General features: G+C 72.6%; 13 protein-coding genes. 5 read left to right on the top strand and 8 right to left on the bottom strand.

Annotated features, from left to right (window positions below):
- Positions 1–108: 108 nt before the first annotated feature.
- The 3 genes from OCT49_RS25880 to OCT49_RS25870 form a co-directional block, all read right to left on the bottom strand.
- The gene (locus OCT49_RS25880) at positions 109–1197 is read right to left on the bottom strand and encodes a branched-chain amino acid aminotransferase (RefSeq protein ID WP_283854213.1); all 1089 of its coding nucleotides are present in this window, start codon (positions 1195–1197) and stop codon (positions 109–111) included.
- A 240-nt stretch (positions 1198–1437) separates the two neighbouring features.
- On the bottom strand, positions 1438–2478 hold the full coding sequence (locus tag OCT49_RS25875; RefSeq protein WP_283854212.1) for a 3-isopropylmalate dehydrogenase: 1041 nt from the start codon (positions 2476–2478) through the stop codon (positions 1438–1440).
- 238 nt (positions 2479–2716) lie between these two features.
- Positions 2717–2845, bottom strand: a complete 129-nt coding sequence (locus OCT49_RS25870; protein ID WP_258049799.1) for a hypothetical protein — start codon at positions 2843–2845, stop codon at positions 2717–2719.
- A 456-nt stretch (positions 2846–3301) separates the two neighbouring features.
- On the opposite strand from OCT49_RS25870, the gene OCT49_RS25865 reads away from it, so the two are divergent.
- The 4 genes from OCT49_RS25865 (at position 3302) to OCT49_RS25850 (ending at position 6740) form a co-directional block, all read left to right on the top strand.
- Positions 3302–3874 carry a CDP-alcohol phosphatidyltransferase family protein gene (locus OCT49_RS25865; RefSeq protein WP_283854211.1) on the top strand — a complete coding sequence of 191 codons (573 nt, stop codon included), beginning with the start codon at positions 3302–3304 and terminating at the stop codon, positions 3872–3874.
- Positions 3871–4731: a phosphatidate cytidylyltransferase gene (locus OCT49_RS25860; protein WP_283854210.1), complete on the top strand. Its 861-nt coding sequence runs from the start codon at positions 3871–3873 to the stop codon at positions 4729–4731. The genes OCT49_RS25865 and OCT49_RS25860 overlap by 4 nt, the downstream gene beginning before the upstream one ends.
- Positions 4728–5936 carry a lysophospholipid acyltransferase family protein gene (locus OCT49_RS25855; RefSeq protein ID WP_283854209.1) on the top strand — a complete coding sequence of 403 codons (1209 nt, stop codon included), beginning with the start codon at positions 4728–4730 and terminating at the stop codon, positions 5934–5936. Before OCT49_RS25860 ends, OCT49_RS25855 begins: the two co-directional genes overlap by 4 nt.
- Before the next feature lie 81 nt (positions 5937–6017).
- Entirely contained in the window at positions 6018–6740 is a 723-nt protein-coding gene (locus tag OCT49_RS25850; RefSeq protein ID WP_283854208.1) for a nitroreductase family protein, read from the top strand.
- Positions 6741–6926: 186 nt separating this feature from the next.
- On the opposite strand, the gene pruA is transcribed toward OCT49_RS25850, so the two are convergent.
- Together pruA and OCT49_RS25840 are read right to left on the bottom strand one after the other, a co-directional pair.
- The gene (gene pruA / locus OCT49_RS25845; protein ID WP_283854207.1) at positions 6927–8558 is read right to left on the bottom strand and encodes an L-glutamate gamma-semialdehyde dehydrogenase; all 1632 of its coding nucleotides are present in this window, start codon (positions 8556–8558) and stop codon (positions 6927–6929) included.
- A 52-nt stretch (positions 8559–8610) separates the two neighbouring features.
- Entirely contained in the window at positions 8611–9537 is a 927-nt protein-coding gene (locus OCT49_RS25840) for a proline dehydrogenase family protein (RefSeq protein WP_283854206.1), read from the bottom strand.
- 178 nt (positions 9538–9715) lie between these two features.
- Between OCT49_RS25840 and OCT49_RS25835 the strand changes: the two genes are divergently transcribed.
- Positions 9716–10891, top strand: coding sequence for a PucR family transcriptional regulator (locus tag OCT49_RS25835; protein WP_283854205.1), 1176 nt, complete (start codon positions 9716–9718; stop codon positions 10889–10891).
- Positions 10892–10917: 26 nt separating this feature from the next.
- Here OCT49_RS25835 and OCT49_RS25830 read toward each other — a convergent pair whose 3' ends face one another.
- The 3 genes from OCT49_RS25830 to serA all read right to left on the bottom strand — a co-directional run bounded on the left by OCT49_RS25830 (position 10918) and on the right by serA (position 13940).
- Entirely contained in the window at positions 10918–11442 is a 525-nt protein-coding gene (locus OCT49_RS25830; RefSeq protein ID WP_283855948.1) for a hypothetical protein, read from the bottom strand.
- 244 nt (positions 11443–11686) lie between these two features.
- A complete protein-coding gene (locus tag OCT49_RS25825) occupies positions 11687–12268 on the bottom strand; it encodes a TetR/AcrR family transcriptional regulator (protein ID WP_283854204.1) in 582 nt (193 codons plus the stop codon).
- 79 nt (positions 12269–12347) lie between these two features.
- On the bottom strand, positions 12348–13940 hold the full coding sequence (gene serA, locus OCT49_RS25820; protein ID WP_283854203.1) for a phosphoglycerate dehydrogenase: 1593 nt from the start codon (positions 13938–13940) through the stop codon (positions 12348–12350).
- Positions 13941–14014 lie beyond the last annotated feature (74 nt).

The raw sequence follows: 14014 nt of genomic DNA, 5'->3' as shown, positions 1-14014 counted from the left end.
CGGCCCTGTGCGTGTGTGTCGTGCGCGGCTCCGCGCGCGGGCGTCGTACGCGGCCCTGCGCAGGTGCGTCGCGCGGCTCCGGCCGGACGGCCGGGCCCTCGGGCTTCCTCAGCCGAGCGGGTGCATCCAGCCGTGGGTGTCCTCGACGACCCCGCGCTGGATGTCCAGCAGCCGCTCGCGCAGCTTCATCGTGACCTCGCCGGGCTCGCCCCCGCTCTGGGTCCACTCGCCGCCCTCGGACTTGACGGTGCCGACGGGGGTGATGACGGCCGCGGTGCCGCAGGCGAAGACCTCGGTGAGGGTGCCGTTCTCGGTGTCGGCGCGCCACTGGTCGATGGAGACGCGGCCCTCCTCGGACTCGTAGCCGAGGTCGCGGGCGACCTGGAGCAGCGAGTCACGGGTGACGCCGGCGAGCAGGGAGCCGGTCAGCGCCGGGGTGACGATCCTGTTCCCGTACACGAAGTACAGGTTCATGCCGCCGAGCTCCTCGACCCACTTGTGCTCGACCGCGTCGAGGTAGGCGACCTGGTCGCAGCCCTTGGCACTGGCCTCGGCCTGGGCGAGGAGGGACGCGGCGTAGTTGCCGCCGGTCTTGGCGTCGCCCACGCCGCCGGGGACGGCGCGCACCCGGTTCTCGGAGAGCCAGATGGAGACCGGCTTCACACCGCCGGGGAAGTACGCGCCGGCGGGCGAGGCGATCACCACGAACAGGTACTCGTTGGCGGGCTTCACCCCGAGGCCGACCTCGGTCGCGATCATGAACGGGCGCAGGTAGAGGGACTCCTCGCCGCCGTGCGGGGGAACCCAGGCGTTGTCCTGCCGGACCAGCAGGTCGCACGCCTCGATGAAGGTCTCGACGGGCAGCTCCGGCATGGCCAGGCGGCGTGCCGAGGCCTGGAAGCGCCGGGCGTTGGCCTCGGGGCGGAACGTGGCGACACTGCCGTCGGGCCGGCGGTAGGCCTTGAGGCCCTCGAAGATCTCCTGCGCGTAGTGGAACACGGTGGTCGCGGGGTCGAGCGAGAGCGGGCCGTAGGGGATGAGCTGGCCGTCGTGCCAGCCGCGGCCCTCGGTCCACCGGATCGTCACCATGTGGTCGGTGAAGCGGCGACCGAATCCGGGGTTGGCCATGTGCGCCTCGCGCTCCGCGTCGGACAACGGGTTCGCGGAGGGCTTGAGCTCGATCGTGGGCGTCGTCATGAGTGCGTGTCCTTCACCTGTCGTGTGTGGGGGACCGCCCTCACGCCTCTCCTGCCGGGCAGGTACTAGGACGTCCGAGCTTCAGCACGAGTCGCGGCCCCGTTCGATTATCGCTCCGGGGCAGCCTGGCACGAAATGACGCGAATGCGGTCCAGTGGTCGATGGTGGCACCCGGCGCCGCACAGGAGAAGCCGCCGGGTGCTGTCGCCACCCGGCGGCCTCGTGAGGGAAGTCGTCGGGTCAGCCCGCTACGCGTACCGCCAGCGCGTCGCCGATCTGTTCGGTCGTGCGGGCCGTACCGTCGCGCTCCGCGAGGTCGGCGGAGACGGCGTCCTCGATGCGCACGGCCTCGGCCTCGTGACCGAGGTGGCGCAGCAGGAGGGCGACGGAGAGGATCGTGGCGGTCGGGTCGGCCTTGCCCTGCCCCGCGATGTCGGGGGCGGAGCCGTGGACCGGTTCGAACATCGACGGGAAGGCGCCCGTCGGGTTGATGTTGCCGGAGGCGGCCAGGCCGATGCCACCGGTCACGGCGGCGGCGAGGTCGGTGAGGATGTCGCCGAAGAGGTTGTCGGTGACGATGACGTCGAAGCGCTCCGGCTGGGTGACGAAGAAGATCGTCGCCGCGTCGACGTGCAGGTAGTCCGTGGTGACCTCGGGGTATTCGGTCGCGACGCGGTCGAAGATGTTCTTCCACATGTGGCCCGCGTACACCAGGACGTTGTTCTTGTGCACCAGCGTCAGCTTCTTGCGGGGGCGGGCGTTCGCCCGCTCGAACGCGTCCCGGACGACGCGCTCGACGCCGTACGCGGTGTTGACGCTGACCTCGGTGGCGATCTCGGCCGGGGTGCCGGTGCGCAGCGAGCCGCCGTTGCCCGTGTAGGGGCCCTCGGTGCCCTCGCGGACGACGACGAAGTCGATGTCCGGGCGGCCGGCCAGCGGGGTCGCGGTGTTCGGGAAGAGCTTCGACGGCCTCAGGTTGATGAAGTGGTCGAAGGCGAACCGCAGCTTCAGCAGGAGCCCGCGCTCCAGGACCCCGGACGGCACGGAGGGGTCACCGATCGCGCCGAGCAGGATGGCGTCGTGCTCCTTGAGGGCTTCGAGCTCCGCGTCCGGGAGGGTTTCGCCGGTGCGGTGCCAGCGCCGGGCACCAAGGTCGTACTCCTTGGTCTCCAGCTTCACATCCTGCGGAAGCACGGCCCTGAGGACCTTGAGGCCCTGGGCCACGACCTCCTGGCCGATTCCGTCACCGGGGATCACTGCGAGATTGATGCTGCGAGACATGTCCGCACCTTACTGCTCGTCCCACCTCATGACATACGGCGTCCGCCATATGGACGCACGGAGAGCCGTACGTGCACTGCTCAGCCATTCCACAGGGGCGTCGGCCCGGTCGGCACCTGACGTCCGTAGGCCGGCCCGCAAACGCGGCCGGCCTCGGGAGCCGACCGGCCCCCGAGGCCGGTCGGTCGGTGGTGGCGCTCGACGGCCGGTCCTGCCGGACCGGCGCCGGAAGGCGGTGTCAGTGCCCCGTGGAACCGCCGTTGTCCCGGCGGTCGAGGGCGCGCTGCAGGGCGGCGGCGGCGTTCCGGCGCTCCGACTCGGTCGGGCGGTGGGTACGGCGGACGCGGCGGACGGTCGTCTCGGCCATGGTGGATCGACTCCTTGAGATCGCGAGGATTTCGAGATCGAAAAATCGTGAGGGTGATGTCGAGATCAGGATTTCGAGGTGCCGGAAGGGGCGGAGGCGGGCGCCGCAGGGATTGCCTGCACGGGGCGCGAGCTCAGGACCGCCAGTCGCTGGTTCCAGCGAGACGTTCGGCTCCTACAAAGCTAGGGCAGCCCGGCCGGTCTGTCTCCACAATTACTCGGACTTCCTACTATCTGAGACGGAGGTGTGCGCCGAACCGCCCCCGATCGCCCGGCCAGAGGCCGTACGTCAGCCCATCGCCCCTGGTCGGAGGGGGTGAGGCGGTCGACCAGGACACAGGTGCGAGGAGGGTCACACCCTCCGCCCGAATGCCCGGGCGCACGCCCCCAGGTACTCAGTCGTATTTGAGTACTCACCACGTGTCGAACGATTGTGCTTCGCACGAGGGTTGAAGCCATGAACGGCCTCTACGCTCTCAAGCCCTGGTACGCGGACCGGCTCTCCGGTGCCCGCGCCTCGCTTGCCCGTCGGGGGGTGTCGCCCGACGCCCTCACCGCGGCCGGGGTGGTCTCGGCCGCCGGTGCCGCCGCCGCGCTGGCCCTGCTGCCCGCCGGCCCCGCGGCCCTGCCGGTCGCCGTGCTCCTCGCGGCCCGGCTCGCCTTCGCCAACCTGGACGGCGCGCTGGCCCGCGACACGGGCCGGACGACCAGGCGCGGCGCGGTGCTCAACGAGCTCGGGGACCGGGTGGCGGACCTGGTCGTGCTGGCCGGGTTCCTGACGCTCGCCCCGCTGTGGCTGGTGGCGGTGGCCGGGCTCGCGGCGACGCTGCCGTCCTGGGTGTCGCTGGCCGGTGCCGCGGCGGGCACGCCCCGGCGCAACGGCGGCCCGGTCGGCAAGACCGAGCGCTGTCTGCTGGTGGTGGTCGCCGCGGCGAGCGGCTGGGCCGTGCCCGTCCTGATCGTGATCGCCGCCGGTTCGCTGCTGACCGCGGTGCTCCGGCTGGCAGGTCTGTGGCGGGAGTTGGCATGAGCGCCGTACTGATCGCCGAGGAGGCGGCGGCGCGGGCCGTGCCGCTGGTCGCGGGGGTGCTGGGGGCGGGCGGGGTCGCCGTCGCGGTACTGCCGTCGAAGGTCCGGATGCGGGCCGAGCTGCGCAAGCGGTGGCGCACCTGGGCCCTGGTGGCGCCGGTCTTCCTGGGGGCGTACTTCCTGGGCGGTGGCGGCACGTTCGTGCTGGCCGCCGGGCTCGGGGTGGTCGCGGCGGGCGAGTTCGCCCGGATGGCGGGGCTGCGGCGCGGCGACCTCGCGGTGCTGGTGGCGGCCTCGGTGGTGCTTCCCGCGCTGGCGTGGCTGGGGCCGGAGGTCCTCGACGTGCGGGCGGCGGCGCTGCTGCTGGTCGCGGCCGCGCTTCCGCCGGTGCTGGCCGGGGACGACCGGACCGGCTTCACCCGCACCGCCCGCACCGCCTTCGGGCTGCTGTGGATCCCGGTCGCCCTGACCGGTCTGGTGACGCTCGGCGAGACCGGTGTCGCGGTGGGGCTCGCGGTGGCGCTCGGCGACGTCGGCGCCTGGTGCGGCGGCACGGCGCTGGGACGCCGCGGTCCGCTCGCCCGGCCGCTCTCGCCGCTCTCCCCCAACAAGACCTGGGCGGGCGTGCTCGGCGCGGCGGTGGCCACGGCCCTGCCGCTGCTCGTGCTCGGCGCGTTCACGTTCCCGCTGTGGGCCGCGGTGCTCGGCGGCTGCGTCCTCGGCGACCTCCTCGAATCGATGGTCAAGCGCGAGTCGGGGGTGAAGGACGCGGGCGACTGGCTGCCCGGCTTCGGCGGCCTCCTCGACCGGATCGACTCCCTGCTGGTGGCTCTCCTCCTGGCGATGGTGATGACATGACCTCCACCCTTCCCCGCGTCCGCGACCGGATCGCGCCGCCCGTCCGTGGCCGGTTCTCCGCCGCGCTCCGGCGCGGACTGTGGTGGGGCGTCCTCAGCCTCACCGGTGGGGTGGAGCGGCGCGGCCGGCTGCCCCGCGGCGGCTGTGTCGTCGTCGCCAACCACTCCTCGCACGCCGACACGGCGGCGCTCCTCGCCGCGCTCGACGCCCGGCACACCCCGGCGATCGGGGCGGCGGCGGACTACTGGTTCGCCTCGCCGTGGCGGCGCCGGATCTGCCGCAGGCTCGCCGCCGGGTTCCCGGTCCGGCGCCGCGGCGGCGGCATGGACGACCTGCTGGCCATGGCGGACGAGCTCCGCGCGGGCCGGGCGGTCGTCCTGTTCCCGGAAGGCACCCGGGGCCGGGACGGCGAGCCGGGCTCCTTCCACCGGGGCGCGCTGGTGCTGGCCGAGCGGGCGGGCGTCCCGGTGGTGCCGGTGGGGATCGCGGGCACGGACCGGCTGCTGCCGAAGCACGGCAGGCTGCGCCCGGCGCTGGTGCGGGTGGCGATCGGTGATCCGCTGCCGCCGGCGGCCGGCCCGCGGGAGGCCCGCGAGGCGGTGGTGGCGCTGCACCGGCGTACGGTCGCCGAGCCGCTGCGGGACTCCGCGACGCGGCGCCGGGTGGCGGCGGTCGCCGCCTCGCGGTGGGGCGTCCCGCTGGCGTTCCTGTGGGCGCTGGCGGAGGCGCTGAGCTGGCCGCTGATGCCGGAGCTGCTGCTGGGCGCGGTCTGCGTGGCGGTGCCGGGGGCGGCGCTCAGGCTGTCGCTGGGCGCCCTGGCCGGGAGCCTGGCCGGTGGCCTGCTCGCCCTCCAACTGGCCTCGGCCGGTGTGCAGTTGCCCGCGCCGCTGACCACGGACCGGATGCGGGCCGAGGTGCGTCACGCACTCGCCCTGGAGGGCGCGTCCGCGGTGCGCCACCAGCCGTGGAACGGCATTCCGTTCAAGGTGTACGGGGCGGAGGCGGGGCGCGCGGGGGTGCCGACGGCCGACTGGCTCGCCGCGTCGGCGACGGCCCGCGGCTCCCGGACCCTGACGGTCGGCCTCGGTTTCGCGGCCTTCGGCCTGCTGATGCGCCGCCACCGCCGCCACTACGGCCGCTACCTGGTCCTGCTGGGCGGCGGCTTCACGACGGGGCTCTCGCTGATCGTCACGGGCTGGGGCTGAGCGGACACTGACCGACGGCCGCGCCGGTTCTGTCCGGCGAAACCCTGGTCCGGACCTGCCTCCGCCCGGCACACTGCCCGCATGTCCGACACCACAGCCACACCCGTACCCGTGCCCCCGCGGTGGACGCCCGTCCACGGCGAGCCCTACCGGCCGGTCCCCTACCGCCCCGAGCGGATCGCGGCCGACGAGTCGCTCGCGCGCGCCGCCCGTCTGCGCCTGCGGATGGACGGGCGCAGGACCGTACGCCGGTTCTCGTCCGATCCCGTGCCCGAGCAGGTCGTCCGGGACGCGATCGCCTGCGCCGCGACCGCCCCGTCCGGGGCGCACCAGCAGCCGTGGACCTTCGTCCTGGTCAAGGACCCCGAGGTGCGGCGGCGCATCCGGGAGGCGGCCGAGCACGAGGAGCGGATCAGTTACGACGGGCGGCTCGGCGAGGAGTGGCTGGCGGCGCTGCGCCCGCTGGGCACGGACGCCGTCAAGGCCCACATGACGGACGCCCCGGCCCTGGTCGTGGTGTTCCAGCAGAGGTACTGGGTGGGCGAGGACGGCACGAAGCACAAGCACTACTACGTCGACGAGTCGGTCGGGATCGCCGTCGGGATGCTGCTGACCGCCCTGCACCTGGCAGGTCTGGCGGCGCTGGTCCACACCCCGAGCCCGATGCGGTTCCTGCGCGAGGTGCTCGGCCGCCCGGAGAACGAGAAGGCGTTCGCGGTGATCCCGGTCGGGTATCCGGCCGAGGACTGCCAGGTGCCGGACCTGGTGCGCAAGTCGCTGGACCAGGTGCTCGTGGAAATCTGATCTCCGGTCCCGGAGCCTTCCGGGCCCCTCCGAAAGGTTCCGGCACAAGACGCCGGGACAGGGCTCTGGGAACAAGACTCCGGGAGAAGGCGCCGGAACATGGAAACCGCCTCCCGGCCGGCAGGGGAACCGGTCGGGAGGCGGAGTTCACGGCGGGGCGCCGGGGGTGGCGGCGCCCCGGGGGTGTCAGCCCTGGTGGGGGTAGGTGTAGTCGGTCGGCGGGACCAGCGTCTCCTTGATGGCCCGGGTCAGCGTCCAGCGCTGGAGGTTCTGCGGGGCACCCGCCTTGTCGTTCGTGCCCGAGGCACGGCCGCCGCCGAAGGGTTGCTGGCCGACGACGGCGCCGGTCGACTTGTCGTTGATGTAGAAGTTGCCCGCGGCGTACCGCAGCTTCTCCATCGTGTGCGCGGCCGCGGCGCGGTCGTTCGCGATGACGGAGCCGGTCAGCGCGTAGTCGGAGACCGACTCCATCTGCTCCAGCATCTCGTCGTACTTGTCGTCCTCGTAGACGTGCACGGCGAGGATCGGGCCGAAGTACTCGGTCGTGAAGACCTCGTTGGCCGGGTCGGTGCACTCGATGACGGTCGGGCGGACGAAGTAGCCCACCGAGTCGTCGTACGTGCCGCCCGCGATGATCGTGCAGGACGGGTCCGACTTGGCGCGGTCGATCGCGGCCTTGTTCTTGGCGAAGGAGCGGTCGTCGATGACGGCGCCGATGAAGTTCGACAGGTCGGTGACGTCACCCATGGTGATGGAGTCGACCTCGGCGGCGAACTTCTCCTTGAAACCGGAGTTCCAGATGGAGGCCGGGATGTACGCCCGGGAGGAGGCCGAACACTTCTGGCCCTGGAACTCGAAGGAGCCGCGGGTCAGCGCGGTCTTCAGGACGGCGTGGTCGGCCGACGGGTGGGCGACGACGAAGTCCTTGCCGCCGGTCTCGCCGACGAGCCGCGGGTAGGTGCGGTAGTTGGCGATGTTGTTGCCGACCGTCTTCCACAGGTGCTGGAAGGTGGGGGTCGAGCCGGTGAAGTGGATGCCGGCCAGGTCGCGGTGGTTCAGGGCCACCTCGGAGACGGCGATGCCGTCGCCGGTCACCAGGTTGATGACGCCCTTGGGCAGGCCGGCCTCCTCCAGGAGCTGCATCAGCAGCACGGCGGCGTGGGTCTGCGTCGGGGACGGCTTCCACACCACGACGTTGCCCATGAGGGCGGGGGCGGTGGGCAGGTTGCCCGCGATGGCCGTGAAGTTGAACGGCGTGATCGCGTAGACGAAGCCCTCCAGCGGGCGGTGGTCCATGCGGTTCCACACGCCCGGCGCGTTGGCCGGGGGCTGCTCGGCCAGGATCTGGCGCGCGTAGTGCACGTTGAAGCGCCAGAAGTCGACGAGCTCGCAGGGGGTGTCGATCTCGGCCTGCTGGGCGGTCTTGGACTGGCCGAGCATCGTGGAGGCGGCCATCGTCTCGCGCCACGGGCCGGCCAGCAGCTCGGCGGCGCGCAGGATGATCGCGGCGCGGTCGTCGAAGGACATCGCGCGCCACGCCGGGGCGGCGGCCAGCGCGGCGTCGATCGCGTCCTGCGCGTCCTTCTGCGTGGCGTTGGCGAAGGTGCCGATGACGGCCTTGTGGTTGTGCGGCTGCACGACGTCGAAGCGCTCGCCGCCACCCATCCGCTTCTCGCCGCCGATGGTCATCGGAAGGTCGATCGGGTTCTCGGCGAGCTCCTTGAGCTTCACCTCCAGGCGGGCACGCTCCGGGCTTCCCGGGGCGTAGGAGTGGACCGGCTCGTTGACCGGCGCGGGAACCTGGGTCACAGCGTCCATGAGTGCCTTGTCTCCTTGGTGTCGGCGGGGATGGGGGCGGCCTGGGGCCGGTTCAGCCCTTGGTGAGGATGGAACGGCCGAAGAACATCAGGTTCGCCGGCTTCTCCGCGAGACGGCGCATGAAGTAGCCGTACCAGTCGGTGCCGTACGCGGTGTAGACCCGCATCCGGTGGCCCTCGGCCGCGAGGCGGAGGTGCTCGTCGCTGCGGATGCCGTACAGCATCTGGAACTCGTACTCGTCCAGTTTGCGCCCTGCCTTGCGTCCCAGCTCCTGGGCGATGGCGATCAGACGCGGGTCGTGGGACCCGATCATCGGGTAACCCTCGCCCTCCATCAGGGTCTTGAGGATGCGGACGTACGCCTTGTCGATCTCGGCCTTGTCCTGGTAAGCGACGGAGGCGGGCTCCTTGTAGGCGCCCTTCACTATGCGGACGCGGCTGCCGGCGGCGGCCAGGCGGCGGGCGTCCTCCTCGGTGCGGAACAGGTAGGCCTGGATCACACAGCCGGTCTGCGGGAAGTCCTTCCGCAGCTCCTCGTGGATGGCGAACATCGAGTCGAGGGTGGTGTGGTCCTCGGCGTCCAGGGTGACCGTGGTGCCGATCGCGGCGGCGGCCTCGACGACCGGGCGGACGTTGGCGAGCGCCAGCTCGTGCCCGCCCTCCAGCGCCTGGCCGAACATGGAGAGCTTGACGGACATCTCGGCCCTGGTGCCCAGGTCCAGGCCCTTGAGGCGCTCGATCAGCTCCAGGTAGGCGTCCCGGGCGGCGGCGGCCTGCTCGCGGGTGGTGATGTCCTCGCCCACCACGTCGAGGGTGACCTCGAGGCCCTTGGCGGCGGCGTCCTCGATGACCGGGACGACCTGGTCGACGGTCTCACCGGCGATGAACCGGTCGACGACCTGCTTGGTGCCAGGTGCCGCCGAGACGAAACGACGCATCTTGTCGCTGCGGGACGCGGCGAGAATCACGGGACCCAGCACGGGCACCTCCACGGAAAGTACGAACGAAGGCCATACCGGGACATGGGGAACAGACCGGTACGGCACGGAGAACCACCGTGAAATCTAAGGATCTCCCCGATCGTGTGCCATCGACAGCTGTCACGCATCCGTTCCCCGGTTCTCAGACATTTGTCTGAGGGGGTGCGAGAATGGCCGGGTGAAGGGCGATTACCAGGAGCTGGTGGACGAGATCTCCGGCCTGCTCGGCGCTCCGGCGACGCTGGAGGACCGGGATTTCGCGCTGGTCGCCTTCGGCGCGCACGACAGCGACGACGACAGCGCGATGGACCCGGTCCGCACCCGCTCGATCCTGACCCGCCGCTCCACCCCCGCGGTCCGCGCCTGGTTCGAGGGCTTCGGCATCACGCGCGCCACCGGCCCGGTCCGCATCCCGGCCGCCCCGGAGGCCGGGGTCTTCCGGGACCGGCTCTGTCTTCCCGTACGCCATCGGAGCGCCGTGCTCGGTTACGTGTGGCTGCTCGACGCCGAGCCGGGGCCGACCGACGAGCAGCTGAAGGCGGCGATGGAGGTGGCGGCCCGGATCGGGGCGCTGCTCGCCGCCGAGGCGCGGGCGGGCTCGGACCCGTCCCGCGAGTTCGGCGCGGTCCTGACCGCGGGGCGGGGCTGGCAGCGCGACATGGCGGTGGCCGCGCTGCACGAGGCGCTGGGGCCGGACGCGGAGGGGCTGCACGCGGTGGTGTGCGTGACGCCGTGGCCGGACGAACCGCCGTCGGTCCGTACGGTGCCGTCGGCTGCGGCGCTGGCCTCCGTCCCGCTCCCGGACGCCGGGCTCCCGGCGCTGGCCACGCTGGTCCGGCTGCGCTCGGCCGAGGTCCTCGCACCGGCCCTCACCGCTGCGGAGCGGCTGCGTTCCACCGTCGGCCGGGACGCCACCGCCGGGATCTCCGCCCCCCGCCGGGGCCTCGCGGACCTGGGCGCGGCCTGGCACGAGGCGGCGGGCGCGGCCCGCGCCGCGGCGGCCGAGTCCCGCTTCGGCCCGATCGCCGGTTGGCCCGCGATCGGCCCGTACCGGCTGTTGACCGCGCTTCCGGCGGGGGCGGCCGCGGACTTCGCCGTCCGCGCCCTGCTCACCCCCGCGCACAAGGAGCTGGCCCACACCGCCGAGGTGTTCCTCGACTGCGCGGGCCAGGCCTCCCGGACCGCCGCCGAGCTGGGCGTCCACCGCCAGACGCTGTACTACCGGCTCTCCCGGATCCAGCAGCTCACCGGACTCGACCTGAACGACGGCGAGGACCGGCTGCTGCTCCACATGGCGCTCAAGACCGCGCGCCTGCGGACCGTCCGGGGCCCGGCGGCCCCGCCGACGTCCTGACGTCCTGGATCACCGGCCGGCCCCGGTCACCCGTCGTCGGTGTCCGGGGCGGTGACGGGCCGGAGGCTGACGAGGGCGGCCAGCACCAGCGGCGCGTCCCCGTCGCTGTGGCCCACGCCCAGCGCGACCCAGCGGCCGGTGCCGACGACCGGACCCCAGACCGTCAGGTCCCCGTAGAGGTCCTCGGAGAACAGCGCCTCGAACAGCGGCTCGACCTGGACGCCCCGTTGGCGGCGCAGCATCGGCACGTGCAGGGGCACCACCCGGCGCGGACCCCACTCGCGGTCCAACTCCGCCGCCAGATCGGCGAGATGGGACTCGGACGCGTCCACGGCCTCGTTCCACTCGGGTCCGTGCACGCCGGTCAGCGAGTCGCCCTCCCAGAGCGGGACGATGCGGAATCCCGGGCCGGTGGTGGTGGTCCACTCCCCCGTGCCCGGCTCGCCCTCGGCCACGGTGGGACCGGCCTCCGGCACCGGGCCGGCCAGCAGTTCCCGGACGTCGGCCAGTGCTCGGGCGAGGGCGAAGGTCTCCCCGGCGCGGGCGCTCACGGGGCGGTCCGGCGGGTCGGGGCCGTCGCTCCGGGAAGCGGTTCCGTGAGCCGCACCGGCCTCGGCGACCGGTGTCCGGCGCATGCCGGGCGCCTCCCGCCCCCGCATCCCCCGACCCGCTCCGGCCGGGAGGCCCGAAGGCCCCGCACCCTGTCGTTCATGTCCCTGCTCCCCCTTCGTCGCCCGGAACCGCCGCACGGTTCCGCCGTGCCGCCGGACCGGGGCGCCCCCGCCCCCGGCACGGTCAGGACTCCCACCCCTCCAGTACCGCCTGCAGACCATCCGTCAGATCCTGTGCGGACGGCGCGGATTCGCCGTCCATCAGCCACTGCACCATCACGCCCGTGAGCAGCGCCTGGCAGAACAGCCCGGCCACCCGCGCCTTCTCGGGGTCCTTCTCCGGGTCGATGCCGAGCATGTTCCCGGCAAGACTCCCGCGGCCCTCGCGCTGCGGGCCCAGCAGGGCCTTCCGCAGCTCCGGGTCCTGGTCGATCCGGGAGACGACCTCCATCTGGAGCCGCCAGACAGGCCGGGTCTCCTCGAAGCCGTCGATCACCCGCTGCCAGGTGTCGCGGAACTGGTCGAGCGGCGGCCGGGACGCCCCGTCGCCGTCCGCGTCCCGCTTCTCGGTGAGCGCATCGCCCCACTCCTCCGTCACCTTGAGGAAGGCGAGGTTGAGCAGAGCCTCCTTGGAGCCGTAGTGGTAGCCGATGGAGGCGAGGTTCGTGCCGGAGGCGGCCACGACGTCGCGCGCCGTCGTCCGCGCGTATCCCTTCTCCAGCAGGCAGCGCTTGGCGCCTTCGAGCAGGTCCTCACGGTGTCCCATGACAGCAGCGTACCCGGCGCCCAGACGTCCGTATAAGACGGTTGTCCGGATTCCGGGTACGTGCTGGAGCCGGGACCGGTCAGTCGGTCAGGTTCACCGTGCGGGCCGAGGCGGCACCGATCTCCGAGGAGATCTCGGCGAGCACCGCGGCCGGGACGTCGTCGTCGACGGTGAGCACGACCAGCGCCTCGCCGCCCGCGCCCGTCCGCGAGACCTGCATGCCCGCGATGTTCAGGCCGGCCTCGCCGAGGATCCGGCCGACCGTGCCGACGACGCCGGGGCGGTCCTCGTAGCGCAGCACGACCATGTGGTCGGCCAGCGCCAGGTCCACGTCGTACTCGCCGACGGCGACGATCTTCTGGAGGTGCTTGGGGCCGGCCAGCGTGCCGGAGACCGCGACCTCCTCGCCGCCCGAGAGCGTGCCGCGGACGGTGACCACGTTGCGGTGGTCGGGCGACTCGGAGCTGGTGGTGAGACGGACCTCGACACCGCGCTCCTGCGCGAAGAGCGGGGCGTTCACGTACGACACGGTCTCGTCGACGACGTCCTCGAACACGCCCTTGAGCGCGGAGAGTTCGAGCACCTTGACGTCGTGCTGGGTGATCTCGCCGTACACCTCGACGTCGAGGCGGACCGCGACCTCGCCCGCGAGCGCGGTGAAGATCCGGCCGAGCTTCTCGGCGAGCGGCAGGCCCGGACGCACGTCCTCGGCGATCACGCCGCCCTGGACGTTGACCGCGTCCGGCACGAGCTCGCCGGCGAGGGCCAGGCGCACGGACTTGGCGACCGCGATGCCCGCCTTCTCCTGGGCCTCGTCGGTGGAGGCGCCGAGGTGCGGGGTGCAGACGACCTGGTCGAACGCGAACAGCGGGGAGTCCGTGCAGGGCTCCTTCGCGTACACGTCGAGGCCGGCGCCCGCGACGCGGCCCTCCTTGAGCGCGGAGGCGAGTGCCGCCTCGTCGACGATGCCGCCGCGCGCGGCGTTGACGATGCGCACCGAGGGCTTCACCTTGTGCAGCGCCTCGTCGCCGATCAGGCCGATCGTCTCGGGGGTCTTGGGCAGGTGCACGGTGATGAAGTCGGCGACCTCCAGCAGCTCGTCGAGCGAGAGGAGCTTGACGCCCATCTGCGCGGCCCGCGCGGGCTGCACGTAGGGGTCGTACGCGACGATCTTCATGCCGAAGGCCGACATGCGCTGGGCGACCAGGACGCCGATCCGGCCGAGGCCGACGACGCCGAGGGTCTTCTCGCTCAGCTCGACGCCGGTGTACTTCGAGCGCTTCCACTCGCCGTTCTTGAGGGCGGTGTTGGCCTGCGGGATGTTGCGCGCGGTGGCGACCAGCAGACCGCAGGCCAGCTCGGCGGCGGTGACGATGTTGGAGGTCGGGGCGTTGACGACCATCACGCCCGCCTTGGTGGCGGCGGAGACGTCCACGTTGTCCAGACCGACGCCCGCGCGTGCGACGACCTTCAGCTTCCCGGCGGCGGCGATGGCCTCGGCGTCGACCTTGGTGGCCGAGCGGACCAGGATGGCGTCGACGTCGGCGATCGCCGGGAGGAGCTCGGCGCGGTCCGCGCCGTTGCAGTGCCGGATCTCGAAGTCCGGGCCCAGGGCGTCAACCGTGGCGGGCGACAGCTCTTCAGCGATGAGTACGACAGGTTTCGAGCTCACGTGAGTCCTCACAGTTCCAGTGCGGACGGCCGTCCCGACGGCCGCAGGCGTGGAGGGGCTTGCCGCGTGGAAGA

The organism is Streptomyces sp. ML-6 (genome assembly GCF_030116705.1).
GTDB lineage: Bacteria > Actinomycetota > Actinomycetes > Streptomycetales > Streptomycetaceae > Streptomyces.
This window is presented reverse-complemented; position numbering and strand designations above follow the sequence as displayed.